General features: G+C 72.2%; 11 protein-coding genes. 7 read left to right on the forward strand and 4 right to left on the reverse strand.

The features are described from left to right. The first annotated feature begins 23 nt into the window (after nt 1-23). The 3 genes from AB0C73_RS12090 to AB0C73_RS12100 all read left to right on the forward strand — a co-directional run bounded on the left by AB0C73_RS12090 (nt 24) and on the right by AB0C73_RS12100 (nt 3,463). Nucleotides 24-875: a TIM barrel protein gene (locus tag AB0C73_RS12090; RefSeq protein WP_362527857.1), complete on the forward strand. Its 852-nt coding sequence runs from the start codon at nt 24-26 to the stop codon at nt 873-875. 45 nt (nt 876-920) lie between these two features. Then, on the forward strand, nt 921-1,811 hold the full coding sequence (locus AB0C73_RS12095; protein ID WP_362527860.1) for a 2-hydroxy-3-oxopropionate reductase: 891 nt from the start codon (nt 921-923) through the stop codon (nt 1,809-1,811). Between the two features lie 194 nt (nt 1,812-2,005). After that, complete coding sequence (locus AB0C73_RS12100) at nt 2,006-3,463, forward strand: catalase (protein WP_362527863.1); 1,458 nt, start codon at nt 2,006-2,008, stop codon at nt 3,461-3,463. Between the two features lie 308 nt (nt 3,464-3,771). Here AB0C73_RS12100 and AB0C73_RS12105 read toward each other — a convergent pair whose 3' ends face one another. Next, nucleotides 3,772-4,980: an MFS transporter gene (locus AB0C73_RS12105; protein ID WP_362527864.1), complete on the reverse strand. Its 1,209-nt coding sequence runs from the start codon at nt 4,978-4,980 to the stop codon at nt 3,772-3,774. A gap of 58 nt (nt 4,981-5,038) precedes the next feature. On the opposite strand from AB0C73_RS12105, the gene AB0C73_RS12110 reads away from it, so the two are divergent. Beyond that, nucleotides 5,039-6,013 (forward strand): ArsR family transcriptional regulator, encoded by a 975-nt coding sequence (locus tag AB0C73_RS12110; protein WP_362527866.1) that lies wholly within the window; start codon nt 5,039-5,041, stop codon nt 6,011-6,013. 51 nt (nt 6,014-6,064) lie between these two features. Here AB0C73_RS12110 and gcl read toward each other — a convergent pair whose 3' ends face one another. Then, nucleotides 6,065-7,852 carry a glyoxylate carboligase gene (gene gcl / locus AB0C73_RS12115; RefSeq protein ID WP_362527868.1) on the reverse strand — a complete coding sequence of 596 codons (1,788 nt, stop codon included), beginning with the start codon at nt 7,850-7,852 and terminating at the stop codon, nt 6,065-6,067. 195 nt (nt 7,853-8,047) lie between these two features. Between gcl and AB0C73_RS12120 the strand changes: the two genes are divergently transcribed. The 3 genes from AB0C73_RS12120 to AB0C73_RS12130 all read left to right on the forward strand — a co-directional run bounded on the left by AB0C73_RS12120 (nt 8,048) and on the right by AB0C73_RS12130 (nt 10,579). Beyond that, a complete protein-coding gene (locus tag AB0C73_RS12120) occupies nt 8,048-8,974 on the forward strand; it encodes a hypothetical protein (protein ID WP_362527870.1) in 927 nt (308 codons plus the stop codon). Nucleotides 8,975-9,042: 68 nt separating this feature from the next. After that, complete coding sequence (locus tag AB0C73_RS12125; RefSeq protein ID WP_362527871.1) at nt 9,043-9,828, forward strand: TIGR04222 domain-containing membrane protein; 786 nt, start codon at nt 9,043-9,045, stop codon at nt 9,826-9,828. Between the two features lie 175 nt (nt 9,829-10,003). Then, nucleotides 10,004-10,579, forward strand: coding sequence for a GNAT family N-acetyltransferase (locus tag AB0C73_RS12130; RefSeq protein ID WP_362527873.1), 576 nt, complete (start codon nt 10,004-10,006; stop codon nt 10,577-10,579). Here the strand turns inward: AB0C73_RS12130 and AB0C73_RS12135 are convergent. Continuing rightward, the gene (locus AB0C73_RS12135) at nt 10,527-12,167 is read right to left on the reverse strand and encodes an AMP-binding protein (protein WP_362527876.1); all 1,641 of its coding nucleotides are present in this window, start codon (nt 12,165-12,167) and stop codon (nt 10,527-10,529) included. The genes AB0C73_RS12130 and AB0C73_RS12135 overlap by 53 nt on opposite strands. Continuing rightward, nucleotides 12,164-13,852, reverse strand: coding sequence for an AMP-binding protein (locus tag AB0C73_RS12140; RefSeq protein WP_362527878.1), 1,689 nt, complete (start codon nt 13,850-13,852; stop codon nt 12,164-12,166). The genes AB0C73_RS12135 and AB0C73_RS12140 overlap by 4 nt, the downstream gene beginning before the upstream one ends. Nucleotides 13,853-13,911: the final 59 nt, after the last annotated feature.

Here is a 13,911-nt window from a genome sequence, read left to right on the forward strand (position 1 = left end):
ATACGGAAGGAGCGCCGCCCCTCATGGCCCGCTTCTCTGAAGGCGCAGTCACGGACCAGCGCTTCGATGTGAACCTGTCGATCCTCTTCACGGAACTCCCGCTCCTGGAGCGTCCCGCGGCCGCCGCCGCGGCGGGCTTCACCGCGGTCGAGCTGTGGTGGCCCTGGATCGACACCGCCACCCCCGAGCAGAGCGAGCTCGACGCCCTCAAGAAGGCTCTTGAGGACGCCGGCACCCGGCTCGTCGGCCTGAACTTCTACGCGGGACAGCTCCCCGGCCCGGACCGCGGCGCGGTCTCGGTGCCCGGCGAGGAGTCGGACCGTTTCCGGGCCAACATCGACATCGCGGCGGACTTCGCCGCCTCGGTGGGCTGCACGGCGCTCAACGCGCTCTACGGCAACCGCGTCGAGGGCGTGGACCCGGCCGTCCAGGACGAGCTCGCCCTGGAGAACCTGGTCCTGGCCGCCCGCGCGGCCGACCGGGTCGGCGCGATCCTGCTGATCGAGACCCTCAACAAGCCGGAGTCGCCGCTCTACCCGCTGGTGAGCGCCCCCTCCGCGATCGAGGTCGTCGACAAGGTGAACGCGGCCACGGGGCTCGGCAACGCCAAGTTCCTGCTCGACATCTACCACCTGGCCATGAACGGCGAGGACGTCAGCGAGGTCATCGCGCGGTACGCCGACAGGACCGGCCACGTCCAGATCGCCGACATGCCGGGCCGCGGCGCCCCGGGCACCGGCGAGCTCCCGCTCGGGCAGCTGCTCGACGAGCTGAGGAAGGCCGGCTACGAGGGCTGGGTGGGCCTGGAGTACAAGGCCGCCGACGCCGCCGCGTCCTTCGACTGGCTGCCCGCCGAGGCCCGCGCCGCGCGCTGACCCGCCCTCCCCTCCCCGTACCACCTTGTTTTGAGAGGCACCCTCATGAGCAACCGCCCCACCATCGCATGGATCGGACTCGGCATCATGGGCTCCCCCATGTCCGAGAACCTGATCAAGGCCGGCTACTCCGTCACCGGCTTCACCCTGGAGCAGGACAAGCTGGACCGCCTGGCGGCCGCCGGCGGTACCGCGGCGGGCTCGATCGCCGAGGCCGTCAAGGACGCCGATGTGATCATCACGATGGTGCCCGCCTCCCCGCAGGTCGAGGCCATCTCCTACGGCCCCGAGGGCATCCTGGAGAACGCCAAGGCGGGCGCCCTGGTCATCGACATGTCGTCGATCACCCCGCAGACCTCCGTCGACCTGGCCAAGAACGCCGAGGAGAAGGGCATCCGCGTCATCGACGCCCCCGTCTCCGGCGGCGAGGCCGGCGCCATCGAGGCCGTCCTCTCCATCATGGTGGGCGGCGAGCAGGCCGACTTCGACGAGGCCCTGCCGATCCTGGAGGCCCTCGGCAAGACCATCGTCCTGTGCGGCCCGCACGGCTCCGGCCAGACGGTCAAGGCGGCCAACCAGCTCATCGTCGCCGTCAACATCCAGGCGTGCGCCGAGGCCGTGGTCTTCCTGGAGAAGTCCGGCGTGGACCTCAATGCCGCCCTGGACGTCCTCAACGGCGGCCTGGCCGGCTCCACGGTCCTGACCCGCAAGAAGGACAACTTCCTGAACCGCGACTTCAAGCCCGGCTTCCGGATCGACCTGCACCACAAGGACATGGGCATCGTCACCGACGCCGCCCGCAACGTCGGCGCGGCCCTCCCGGTCGGCGCCGTGGTCGCCCAGCTCGTCGCCTCCCTGCGTGCGCAGGGCGACGGCGGCCTGGACCACTCGGCCCTGCTGCGCGCCGTCGAGCGTCTCTCCGGCCCGCAGGCCTGACCCGCCCCCCGTTCCGAACGGGGCCCAGATTTCCGGACGGCGGCGGTGCTGACACCTGTCCTGTCGCGCCCAGGCGCCGCCGCCGTCCGGAACACCACACTTCAATTTCAACAAACTGTTGACGATTTTCGCCGGGCGTCCCTACGCTCCAGAGCACTTCACCAGTCAGCAGTGCAGCTCACGGAAGGTCCACGATGTCGAAGCGCGTGCTCACGACCGAGTCCGGCGCCCCCGTCGCCGACAACCAGAACTCCGCCACCGCCGGCGTCGGTGGCCCTCTCCTCCTCCAGGACCAGCACCTCCTGGAGAAGCTCGCGCGCTTCAACCGTGAGCGGATCCCGGAGCGTGTGGTGCACGCCCGCGGCTCCGGCGCGTACGGCTACTTCGAGGTGACCGACGACGTCTCCGCGTACACCAGGGCCGCCTTCCTCTCCGAGGTCGGCAAGAAGACCGAGCTGTTCCTGCGCTTCTCCACCGTGGCCGACTCGCTCGGCGGCGCGGACGCGGTGCGCGACCCGCGCGGTTTCGCGATCAAGTTCTACACCGAGGAGGGCAATTACGACCTCGTCGGCAACAACACCCCGGTGTTCTTCATCAAGGACCCGATCAAGTTCCCCGACTTCATCCACTCCCAGAAGCGCGACCCCTTCACGGGCAAGCAGGAGGCGGACAACGTCTGGGACTTCTGGGCCCACGCCCCCGAGGCGACCCACCAGGTGACCTGGCTGTTCGGCGACCGCGGTATCCCGGCCTCGTACCGGCACATGAACGGCTACGGCTCGCACACCTACCAGTGGACCAACGAGGCGGGCGAGGCCTTCTTCGTCAAGTACCACTTCAAGACGAACCAGGGCGTCCGCAGCCTCTCCGCCGAGCAGGCCGCCGAGCTGGTCGGCAAGGACGCCAACTCGCACCAGACCGACCTGCTGCAGTCGATCGAGCGCGGCGTGAGCCCGTCCTGGACCCTCTACGTGCAGGTCATGCCGGCCGCCGAGGCCGCGGACTACCGCTTCAACCCGTTCGACCTCACCAAGGTGTGGCCGCACGCCGACTACCCGCTGCAGCGCGTGGGCCGGCTGGTCCTCGACCGCAACCCGGACAACGTCTTCGCCGAGGTCGAGCAGGCCGCGTTCTCCCCGAACAACTTCGTCCCGGGCATCGGCCCGTCGCCGGACAAGATGCTCCAGGGCCGCCTCTTCGCCTACGCGGACGCCCACCGCTACCGCCTCGGCGTCAACCACACCCAGCTGCCGGTCAACGCGCCGAAGGCGACCGAGGCCGACAACTACGGCCGCGACGGGCGCATGGCCACCCGCAACGGCTCGCGCCACGACAAGAACTACGAGCCCAACTCGTACCAGGGCCCGGCGCAGACCGACACGGCGCTCTCCGCGCCGCTCGCGGTGCACGGCTGGACCGGCGCCCACGCGGCCCCGGAGCACGCCAAGGACGACGACTTCTTCCAGGCCGGCGAGCTCTACCGCCTGATGTCCGAGGACGAGAAGTCCCGGCTGGTGTCCAACATCGCCGGCAGCCTCTCCCAGGTCGCCCGCGAGGACGTCATCGAGAAGAACCTCGCCCACTTCGCCGCCGCCGACGCCGAGTACGGCCGGCGCGTCGAGGAGGCCGTCCGCGCCCTGCGCGAGGACTGAGCCTCCGACACCCCGACTGCGTACGGCTCCTGACGGGAGGTCAGTGCCGTACGCGGTCCGGATCACCGGCCCGGATGAGGGGTGGCCGGTGGACCGGACAGCGTGAGGACCGTGGTGGCGCCGAGCCAGTGCGGTGGTAAGGGACCGTCGGCTCCCCTTCCTGACCTGAGGGAAGGGAACTGGTCGCGGCACCCGTCGGCACCACCACGGTCCACCGCCTCCCCCTCCCTTTCTCGCGCAGAAGAGGGGGACAGACTCCGCCCGGCGGCGCGAACGTTCCGACGCGCCGGCCTCGCACCGTCGGGCGGTCACCAACGAGAGCGCGGAACCAGGTTTACGGTCCCTGGTTCCGCGCTCTTGCGCATGCGCCGTTCCCGTACGGACAGGGCCGCCGTCACCGCGAGCGAGGCGAGCGCCAGAATCGTCATCGCCGTGGCGGGCGAGGAGAGTTGGGCGAGGAGACCGGCGAGGGCCGCGCTCAGGCCCTGGAGGGTGAGCATGCCGGAGGTGTGCAACCCGAGGGCGTGACCGCTCAGTTCACCGGGGACCAGAGCCGTCAGGCGTTCCTGGTAGAGCAGGCTCGCCGCGTAGCCGACGGCGGACACGGTGATCGCGAGCACCGCGAGCGGCAGTGCGGGCCGGAGGACGAAGATGAGGTACGGGGCGGCGAGCAGGGTCTGCAGGGGCGCCGCGAGCCGGGCCCGCCACCCGGGCGGTACGAAGCGGCCGACGGCGGTGTCACCGGCCAGCATGCCCAGGGCGGCGCAGCTGAAGAGGAGCCCGGCGCGCTCGGGGGCGTACGGCACGAACAGCGATTCGCAGCCCACGATCAGCCCGTTGGGCACCCACAGGGCGAGATAGACGCGCCGCCGCGCGGGCGAGGACCACAGCCGGGCATTGGTCCGCCAGGTCTCGGCGGGCGACGGGCGCCCCGAGGCGCGCGGGGCCCGCGCGGACAGGCCGCGGCGGGCGAGCAGCGCGGCGGCCAGATAGAGCCCCGCACCGGCGAGCAGCGCGCCGCGCGGCGAGAGCAGGGCGAGGAGCACGCCGCCGCCCGCGAAGCCGGCGATCTGGCAGACGCCGACGGACATGTTGAGGACCGAACGGCCGAGCAGGAAGCGGTCCTCGGGCAGGATCTCGTGGAGGAGCCCGTAGCGCACGCCGCCGACGACGGAGCCGGCCAGGCCCTGGACGAAGAGGAGCGCGAAGGCCGCGGCGACCGGCAGGCCGGGCAGCGCCTGCACGGCGGTGCCGAGCGCGAAGAGCAGGGCGACACCGCTGAGCGCCGCGCGGGGCGGCAGCCGGTCGGACGCGGAGAGCAGGGTCGTGGCACCGACCAGCTGGGCGAGCGCGGGGCCGAACAGGGCGAGCGCGGAGAGCAGCGGCGAGCCGGTGGCCCGGTAGACGAGGGTGGCGAGGCCGAGGCCTGCCACGGTCTGGGCGGCGGTCTGCGCGGAGCCGCTGAGGAAGAGCGGGGTGAACTCGGGGACACGGAAGAGATCGCGGTAGCGGGGCATGCCGCGGAGTCTCCGGGGCTCGGCGCGGCGCCGATATTGTTTCGCGGGGAGGCGAAACATGGGCTGGTGGCGGATGGGTACGGACGTGCTCGCGAGCAGTCGGTTCGTGGTGTCGCCGCTGGCCGAGACGGTCGCGGCCCTGATGACCCTGCACGCGGGCCGGGGCGCGCATCCGGGCGAGCGGGCCTGGCTGGCGGCCCGGCTGCCCGCGTATCGCGCACGGCTCGCCGCCGATCCCGTGGACGCGCTGCTCGTCCGGGCCGCGATCGGTCCCACGTGGAACGCGGACTTCCTCACGCCGACGCCGCTCGGCGAGGGCGAGCAGTCCTTCGCGGAGGAGGTCGCGGTGGTCCGGGACACCGAACCCGGCGACGCGGTCCCGCAGTTGGCGGTGGCGGTGGGCGGCCCGGTGCCGGAGCCGCTGCGCCGGGCACCCGATCTGCCGCGGCGGATGGCGGCGGTCCTGGAGTGGGTGTGGCACGAGACGGTCCTGCCGGAGTGGCCGCGCCGGCGGCGGATCCTGGAGGCCGACGTGGTCGCGCGGACGGCGCTGCTCGGCCGGGGCGGCTGGGCGGCGGCCCTCGACGAGCTGTGCCCGGGGAAGATGCGCTGGCTGGGCGACGGCAGGCTGCAGATCAACACCCGTGACTATCCGCCGCGTTCGCTGGACGGAGCTCGGCTGCTCTTCGTGCCGGTGACCCCCGCCAAGGGCTGGTCGTCGTGGGAGGGGACGGAGCGGTACGCGGTCACGTACGCGTGCTCGGGCGCCCTGGCGGACGTGTCGGGGCCGGTCGTGCCGGACGCCCTGGGCGCGCTGCTCGGGCGGGCCCGCGCCGGGGTCCTCGTACGCCTCGAATCCCCGGCGTCGACGAGTCAGTTGGTGGCGCTCACCGGGCAGGGGCTCGGGTCGGTCGGGCGGCACCTGAAGGTGCTGCTCGACGCCGGTCTGGTACGGCGGCGGCGGGCGGGCCGCTCGGTGCTGTACGACTGGACGGAGGCGGGCGCCGCCCTCGTACGGGCGCAGACGCGGTGAGGCCCCCGCCCCGGTGCTCCTCGGGGCGGGGGCCTGGTCACGGCGGCCCGGTCAGACCTTGAGGGCCTTGATCGCGGTGGGCGCGTGGCACGGCTCGGTGGCCAGGTCCTCGAACTCGGTGACGTCGCTCATGTCGACCGTCTTGCTCATCGCGATGTTGGTGATGCGCTCCAGGATCGCCTCGACGACGACCGGGACCTGGAACTCGACGGCCATCTTCCTGGCCCGCTCCAGCGCCTCGCCCAGCTCGCTCGGGTCCTCGACCCGGATGGCCTTGACGCCCAGGCCCTCGGCGACCTTGACGTGGTCGACGCCGTAGACGCCGATCTCCGGGGTGTTGATGTTCTCGAACTCGAGGTTGACCTCGAAGTTGATGCCGAGGCCGCCCTGCGCCTGCCGGATCAGACCGAGGTAGGCGTTGTTCACGAGGACGTGGACGTAGGGGACCTTGTGCTGGGCGGCGACCGCCAGTTCCTCGATCATGAACTGGAAGTCGTAGTCGCCGGAGAGCGCGACGACCGGGGTCTCCGGGTCGGCGGTGGCGGCGCCGATGGCGGCCGGGATGGTCCAGCCGAGCGGGCCGGCCTGGCCGCAGTTGATCCAGTGGCGCGGCTTGTAGACGTGCAGGAACTGCGCGGCCGCGATCTGGGAGAGGCCGATGGTGGTGACGTAGCGCGTGTCCTTGCCGAAGGCCTTGTTCATCTCCTCGTAGACGCGCTGCGGCTTCATGGGGATGTCGTCGAAGTGCGTACGGCGCTGGAGGGTGGCCTTGCGCTCCTGGGCGGAGGCGGCCCAGGCGGAGAAGTCCGGCAGCGTGCCGGCGGCCTTCCACTCCCCCGCGATCTCGACGAAGAGTTCCAGGGCGGCCCTGGCGTCGGAGGCGATGCCGTAGTCCGGGGCGAAGATCTTGCCGAGCTGGGTGGGCTCGACGTCGACGTGGACGAACTTCCGGCCCCGGGTGTAGGCGTCCATGTTGTAGCCGGTGTGGCGGTTGGCCCAGCGGTTGCCGATGCCGAGGACGAGGTCCGACTCCAGGAAGGTCGCGTTGCCGTAGCGGTGCGCGGTCTGGACGCCGACCATGCCGGCCGCGAGCTCGTGGTCGTCCGGGATGGTGCCCCAGCCCATCAGGGTGGAGATGACCGGGATGCCGGTGAGCTCGGCGAACTCGACGAGCAGGTCGGTCGCGTCGGCGTTGATGATGCCGCCGCCTGCGACGATCAGCGGACGCTCGGACTCCAGGAGGAAGGTCAGCGCCTTCTCGGCCTGCGCGCGGGTCGCGGACGGCTTGTAGACCGGCAGCGGCTCGTAGGTCTCCGGGTCGAACTCGATCTCGGTGAGCTGGACGTCGATCGGCAGGTCGATGAGGACCGGGCCGGGGCGGCCGGAGCGCATCAGGTGGAAGGCCTGCTGGAAGACGCCCGGGACCTGAGCCGCCTCCAGGACCGTGGTCGCGGCCTTGGTGACCGGGGCGGCGATGGTGGCGATGTCGACGGCCTGGAAGTCCTCCTTGTGGAGCTTCGAGACCGGGGCCTGGCCGGTGATGCACAGGATCGGGATCGAGTCGGCGATCGCCGAGTACAGGCCGGTGATCATGTCGGTGCCCGCGGGGCCGGAGGTGCCGATGCAGACACCGATGTTGCCGGCCCTGGCGCGGGTGTAGCCCTCGGCCATGTGGGACGCGCCCTCGACGTGGCGGGCCAGCGTGTGGCTGATCCCGCCGACGTTCTTGAGCTCTCGGTAGAAGGGGTTGATCGCCGCGCCGGGCACGCCGAACGCGTGGGTGACGCCTTCGCGCTTGAGGATCTCAACGGCCGCTGCGGCGGCGGTCATACGAGGCATGGGAGTGCTCCTGCGTCGGGGCCTTGACGGCTTGTTTCCATAATGCGGAAGTACTGTTCTGCTATACGGAAGCAATGTAGGTGGGGCCGCGGAGAGGCGTCAAGAGACGCCCGCCCGGGGGATGGCCGAAGTTCCTCCCTTCGACGGCCGAATTGGTGGACGATGGGGGCGCACCGCGCAGGAGGGGGTTCATCCGTGGCCGAGTCGGTACAGGTGCGCTGTCCGGAGTGCCTCCGCACGCTGCGGTACGCGGCGCCCGCCTTCCCCTGCTCCTGCGGCACGCCCATCGCGCCCCCGGTCATCCCGGGTTCCGCGGCCGTGCCCGTCGTCCATCGCAACTGGTCCGACGAGTGGGTCACCGTCCAGTGCCCCGCGTGCGCGCGCCGCTCCGACTGGCCCCACCCCGAGGTGGGCTGCGCGTGCGGGGCGGTGCTCCGGGTGCCGGTACGGGCTCCGGGCGAGGGGTACGGGGAGTCCGAGGGGTACGCGGACGGGGCCGGGCCCGGCGGGCGGGGCGCCGCCCCGCGCGTACCACCGCAGGCGACGGCGGAGCGGCCGCGTCCTGGTGCGGGTGGCGGGTCGGGTCCCGGTGGCGGGTCCGAGACGGGTGGCGGGTCCGATACGGGGCCCTCGCCGCACCGCGTGCCGGAAGGTTCCTCGCCCTTCATACGGCGGCATCCGTCGCCATCGGCGGCGTCCGCGGCGGCGCGGGACCGCCGGCCGGTGCCGGAAGCGCAGCGGACGGCGTTCCGGCCGGTGACGATCAGGACGGCGCGGGACGCGGTCGCCGCGTCCGCCGGTTATCTGCGCTGGCTGGGCTTCCGGCACGTGGTCCAGCCGGAGGAGCGCTCGGCCTCGGGCGTGGACCTGCGGGGACCGGGGCTCGTCGCCCAGGTGGACCCGAGCACCCGGCCGACCGGGCTGCGGGCGGTCGAGTGCCTGTGGCTGAACGGGCTCAGCAGTGCGGCGGTGAGCGTCTGCTTCTCCCTCGCGGGGTACACCGCCGAGGCGCACGAGCGGGCGGACGGTCTCGGCATCCCGCTGTTCGTCCTCGACCTCACCGGAACGCCGCAGCCCGTGAACGCGCCTGCGGGCGAGCTGCTGGCCGGCGGCGCACCCTGACAGTTTCGGCCATTCGCACGTGAGGAGCGCCGCGCCCCGGGGCACAACTCCCTGTGGGGGTGGACGCCATGACAACGGGGATGTGGTGGTTCCTGGGGGCCGCTGTCGGTGAACTGGGGCTGGCGGCACTGCTGTTGCGTGCCCGCAGCCAGGAGCGGCCGGAACTGCCGCCGCAGGCACTCGCGTTGCTGCGCGGCGGGCCGCGGGCGGCGGTCGTCGTGGCGCTGGTCGCGCTGCACCAGCGCGGTGCGGTGGCGGCCGGGCGCCGGGGCACGATTCGCGCCAACGGCGGCGCCGGGCGGACCCGTGATCCGCTCCAGCTCGGAGTGCACCGCTCGCTCCAGCGCGCCCTGACGCTACGGCTGCTCGCCACCCGGCCCAAGGCGCGGCAGGCCCTCGACGCGCTGCGCGCGGAACTGGGCCGGACGGGCCTGCTCCGCCCGCCGGGCCGGCACCGGGCGGCCCGGGTCCTGCTGATCTGCGTCCCGCTGACGGTCGCCGCGGGCCTCGCCGCAAACGGGGTGTCCGGCCCCGCCCTCGCCCTGGGCGCGGTCCCGGTCCTCGGCGCCGCCGCCCTGCTCTGCGTCCCGCCCACGACCCGCGCGGCCCGCCGCCTCCTCGCCGCCCTCCGCTCCCGCCACCCGCTCCCCGCCCGGCGCCGCGACGTCACCGAGGCCCGCGACGTCCTCCTCTACGTCGCCCTCTACGGCGACCCCGCCCTCACCCTCCTCCTCCCCCACTTCTCCCGCGACGGCGGCCTCCTCACCCACCACCCCCACCCCGACGACGCCTACGCCACAGGCCGCGGCACAACGGACTCCCCCTTCACCTGCGGCAGCACGACGCCGGACTGAGCGGGGGAAGGGAGAATCGGCCAGCCCGCCCCCCGGGCCGGGGCGGGCGCGGGCGGCACGCGCGGCGCCGCCGCCCGGCACGGGCTCGCCCCCGGCCGGGGCGGAGGCCGCCCGCGCGGCGGGGTCCGGGCGGAATCCTGGCGCCGTTCCGTTCTGTGGCGCGCCATACTGGCGTATGCGCATCCGAGTGGCCGCACCGGCCGAACTCCCCTTGCTCCAGGACATCGAACGCGCCGCGGGCGAGGCATTCCGGCCCATCGGCATGGGGGAGATCGCCGACGACGACCCCCTTCCGCTGGACGTTCTGGAGAGCTATCGCGGCGCGGGGCGCGCGTGGGTGGCGGTGGACGCGGAGGACCGGCCCGTCGCGTATCTGCTCACCGACACCGTCGACGGGGCCGCTCACATCGAGCAGATCTCGGTGCATCCGGACGCCGCCCGGCGGGGTGTCGGGCGGGCCCTGATCGAGCATGTGGCGCAGGCCGCCCGGGAGCAGGGCCTGACGGCGCTGACCCTGACGACCTTCACCGAGGTGCCGTGGAACGCGCCGTACTACGCCCGGATCGGTTTCCGGCGGCTCGACGCCGGCGACCCCGCGCTGACCGAGGGCCTGCGCGCGATCAGCGCGGCCGAGGCGGCGCACGGGCTCGCCGCCTGGCCGCGGGTGTGCATGCGCCGTGAACTCACCGCCACGACGGTCAGCCCGCCGCGTACCGCTCCCGCAGTTCCACCTTCCGCACCTTCCCGCTGACCGTCATCGGGAACTCGGCCAGGACCTCCACCCGGCGAGGGATCTTGTAGTGGGCGAGGCGGTCGCGGCAGAAGGCCGCGACCTCCTCCAGGGTGGGCGGGTCGGCCGGGTCGCGCGCGATGACGCAGGCCAGGATCTCCTCGCCGTACCGCTCGTCCGGCACACCCACGACCTGGACGTCGGCGATCTTGGCGTGCCCGTACAGGAACTCCTCGATCTCGCGCGGATACACGTTCTCCCCGCCGCGGATGATCATGTCCTTGATGCGGCCGACGATCTGGACGTAGCCGTCCGCGCGCATCACCGCGAGGTCGCCGGTGTGCATCCAGCGGCCGGCGTCGATCGCCTCGGCGGTCTTCTCGGGCTCGTCCCAGTAGCCGAGCATCACGCTGTAGCCGCGGGTGCACAGCTCGCCCGCGGTGCCGCGCGGCACGGTGAGGCCGGTGACCGGGTCGACGATCTTCACCTCGACGTGCGGCATGACCCGGCCGACGGTGCCGGTGCGCCGCTCCAGGTCGTCCTCGCGGCGGGTCTGGGTGGAGACCGGGGAGGTCTCCGTCATGCCGTAACCGATGGACACCTCCGCCATGTTCATCTCGGCGACCACCCGCTTCATCACCTCCACCGGACACGGCGAGCCCGCCATGATGCCGGTGCGCAGCGTCGAGAGGTCGTACGTGCCGAAGTCGGGCAGGTTGAGCTCGGCGATGAACATCGTCGGCACCCCGTAGAGCGAGGTGCAGCGCTCCTCCTGCACCGCCCGCAGGGTCGCGGCCGGGTCGAAGGAGGGGGCCGGGATCACCATGCAGGCGCCGTGCGAGGTGGCCGCGAGGTTGCCCATGACCATGCCGAAACAGTGGTAGAAGGGCACCGGGATGCAGATCCGGTCCTGCTCGCTGTACGCGATCATCTCGCCCACGAAGTATCCGTTGTTGAGGATGTTGTGGTGGGAGAGGGTCGCGCCCTTGGGGAAGCCGGTCGTTCCCGAGGTGTACTGGATGTTGACCGGCTCGTCGCAGGACAGCTCCTCGGGCCGGACGCCCTCCGGGGCGGTACGGGCGAGGAGTGAGTCCCAGCTCGGGTCGCCGAAGTAGACCGCCTCGCGCAACCGCGGGCAACGGCCGCGCACTTCCTCGACCATGGCGCGGTAGTCGCTGGTCTTGTGGGTGAGCGTGGCGAACAGCAGCGTGATGCCGGCCTGGTTGAGCACGTACTCCAGCTCGTGCGCGCGGTAGGCCGGGTTGATGTTGACCATGATGGCGCCGATGCGGGCGGTGGCGTACTGGACGAGCACCCACTCGGCGCAGTTGACCGCCCAGATGCCGACCCGGTCGCCCTTCATGACGCCGCTGCCGAGCAGCGCGTCCGCCAGCCGGTCCACGTCGGCGCCGAACTCGGCGTAGGTCCAGCGGCGCCCGGAGGGCACGTCGACCAGGGCCTCGCGGTCCGGCCAGGCGGCGACGGCCCGGTCGAGGTTGGCCCCGATGGTGTCCCCGAGCAGCGGCGTGGTGCCGAGCCCGTGGGCGTACGAGAGGCTGCTCGTGCCCGTGGAACCGATCGAGTCCGTCGTACCGGTGATTCCCGTCATGCGAGGTCCCCTTCCGTGTACTCGGTGCCGGTGGTGCCCTCCGCCGTGAGCTTGCGCAGCTCGACGCGGCGGATCTTGCCGGACACGGTCTTCGGCAGATCGGCGAACTCGATCCGGCGGATCCGCTTGTACGGCGCGAGGACCTCGCGCGAGTGCGCGAAGAGCGCCTTCGCGGTGTCGGGGCCCGGCTCCCAGCCCGCCGCGAGCACCACGTACGCCTTGGGGACGGCGAGCCGCAGCGGGTCGGGGGCGGGGACGACGGCGGCCTCGGCGACCGCCTCGTGCTCCAGGAGGGCGCTCTCCAGCTCGAAGGGGCTGATCTTGTAGTCGCTCGCCTTGAAGACGTCATCAGCGCGGCCCACGTACGTGATGTAGCCGTCGGCGTCGCGCGAGCCGATGTCCCCGGTGCGGTAGTAGCCGCCGGCCATCGCCTCGGCCGTACGCTCCGGGTCCCCGTGGTAGCCGGTCATCAGGCCCACCGGGTCGGCGCCGAGGTCGAGACAGATCTCGCCCTCCTCGACGTCCGCCTCGCCGCTGACCGGGTCGACCAGGGTGACCCGGTATCCGGGGCTCGGCCGCCCCATCGAGCCTTCCTTGAGCCGCTGACCAGGGCTGTTCGACACCTGCACGGCGGTCTCGGTCTGGCCGAAGCCGTCCCGGATGGTGACGCCCCAGGCACGCCGGACGGACTCGATGACCTCCGGGTTGAGCGGCTCGCCGGCCGCGACGACCTCGCGGGGCGGGGTGGCGAGCTGGCTGAGGTCGGCCTGGATCAGCATCCGCCACACGGTGGGCGGGGCGCAGAAGCTGGTGACGCCGTGGCGGTCCATCTCGGCCATCAGGCGGGCCGGGTCGAAGCGCGTGTAGTTGTGGATGAAGACGGTCGCCTCGGCGTTCCACGGGGCGAAGAGGTTGGACCAGGCGTGCTTGGCCCAGCCGGGCGAGGAGATGTTGAGGTGCACGTCGCCGGGCTTGAGCCCGATCCAGAACATCGTCGCCAGATGCCCGACCGGGTACGAGGTGTGGGTGTGCTCGACCAGCTTGGGCTGGGAGGTGGTGCCCGAGGTGAAGTACAGCATCAGCGTGTCGTGGGCGGAGGTCGCGCCGTCGGGCGTGAAGTCCGCGGACGCGCCGTACGCCTCCTCGTAACCGAGCCAGCTCACCCCGTCGCCGCCGACCGCGATCCGGGTGTAGTCCCCTGGCACGTCCTCGAACTTGGCGGTGTCCTCCGCCCGTACGAGCACATGCCGGGCCCGGCCGCGGTCCACCCGGTCGCGCAGGTCGACGGGGCCGAGGAGCGGGGTGGCGGGGATGACGACGGCGCGCAGCTTCATCACGGCGAGCATGGTCTCCCACAGCTCGACCTGGTTGCCGAGCATGACGATCATGCGGTCGCCGGCACGGACGCCCTGCTCACGCAGCCAGTTCGCCACGCGGTTCGAGCGCTCCGACATCTCGGCGAAGCTGACCTTCGTCTCGGTGCCGTCCTCCTCGACGATGTGCAGCGCGGTGCGGTCGTTGCCCGCGGCCATGACGTCGAACCATTCGAGCGCCCAGTTGAACCGGTCGGGGCGGGGCCAGGCGAAACCGGCGTACGCCGTCTCGTAGTCCTCCCGGTGCCGGAGCAGGAAGTCACGGGCGGCCCGGAACCTCTCCGTCGCCTCCGTCGCGCTCGTCGTGGTCATGCGTCCTCCTCGATCCTGGACCGCATCCATTGCGGGACCGGTCCCCGACATCGTGTAAT

The sequence above is a fragment of the Streptomyces sp. NPDC048623 genome, from assembly GCF_040650755.1.
In the GTDB taxonomy this organism is placed as follows: domain Bacteria; phylum Actinomycetota; class Actinomycetes; order Streptomycetales; family Streptomycetaceae; genus Streptomyces.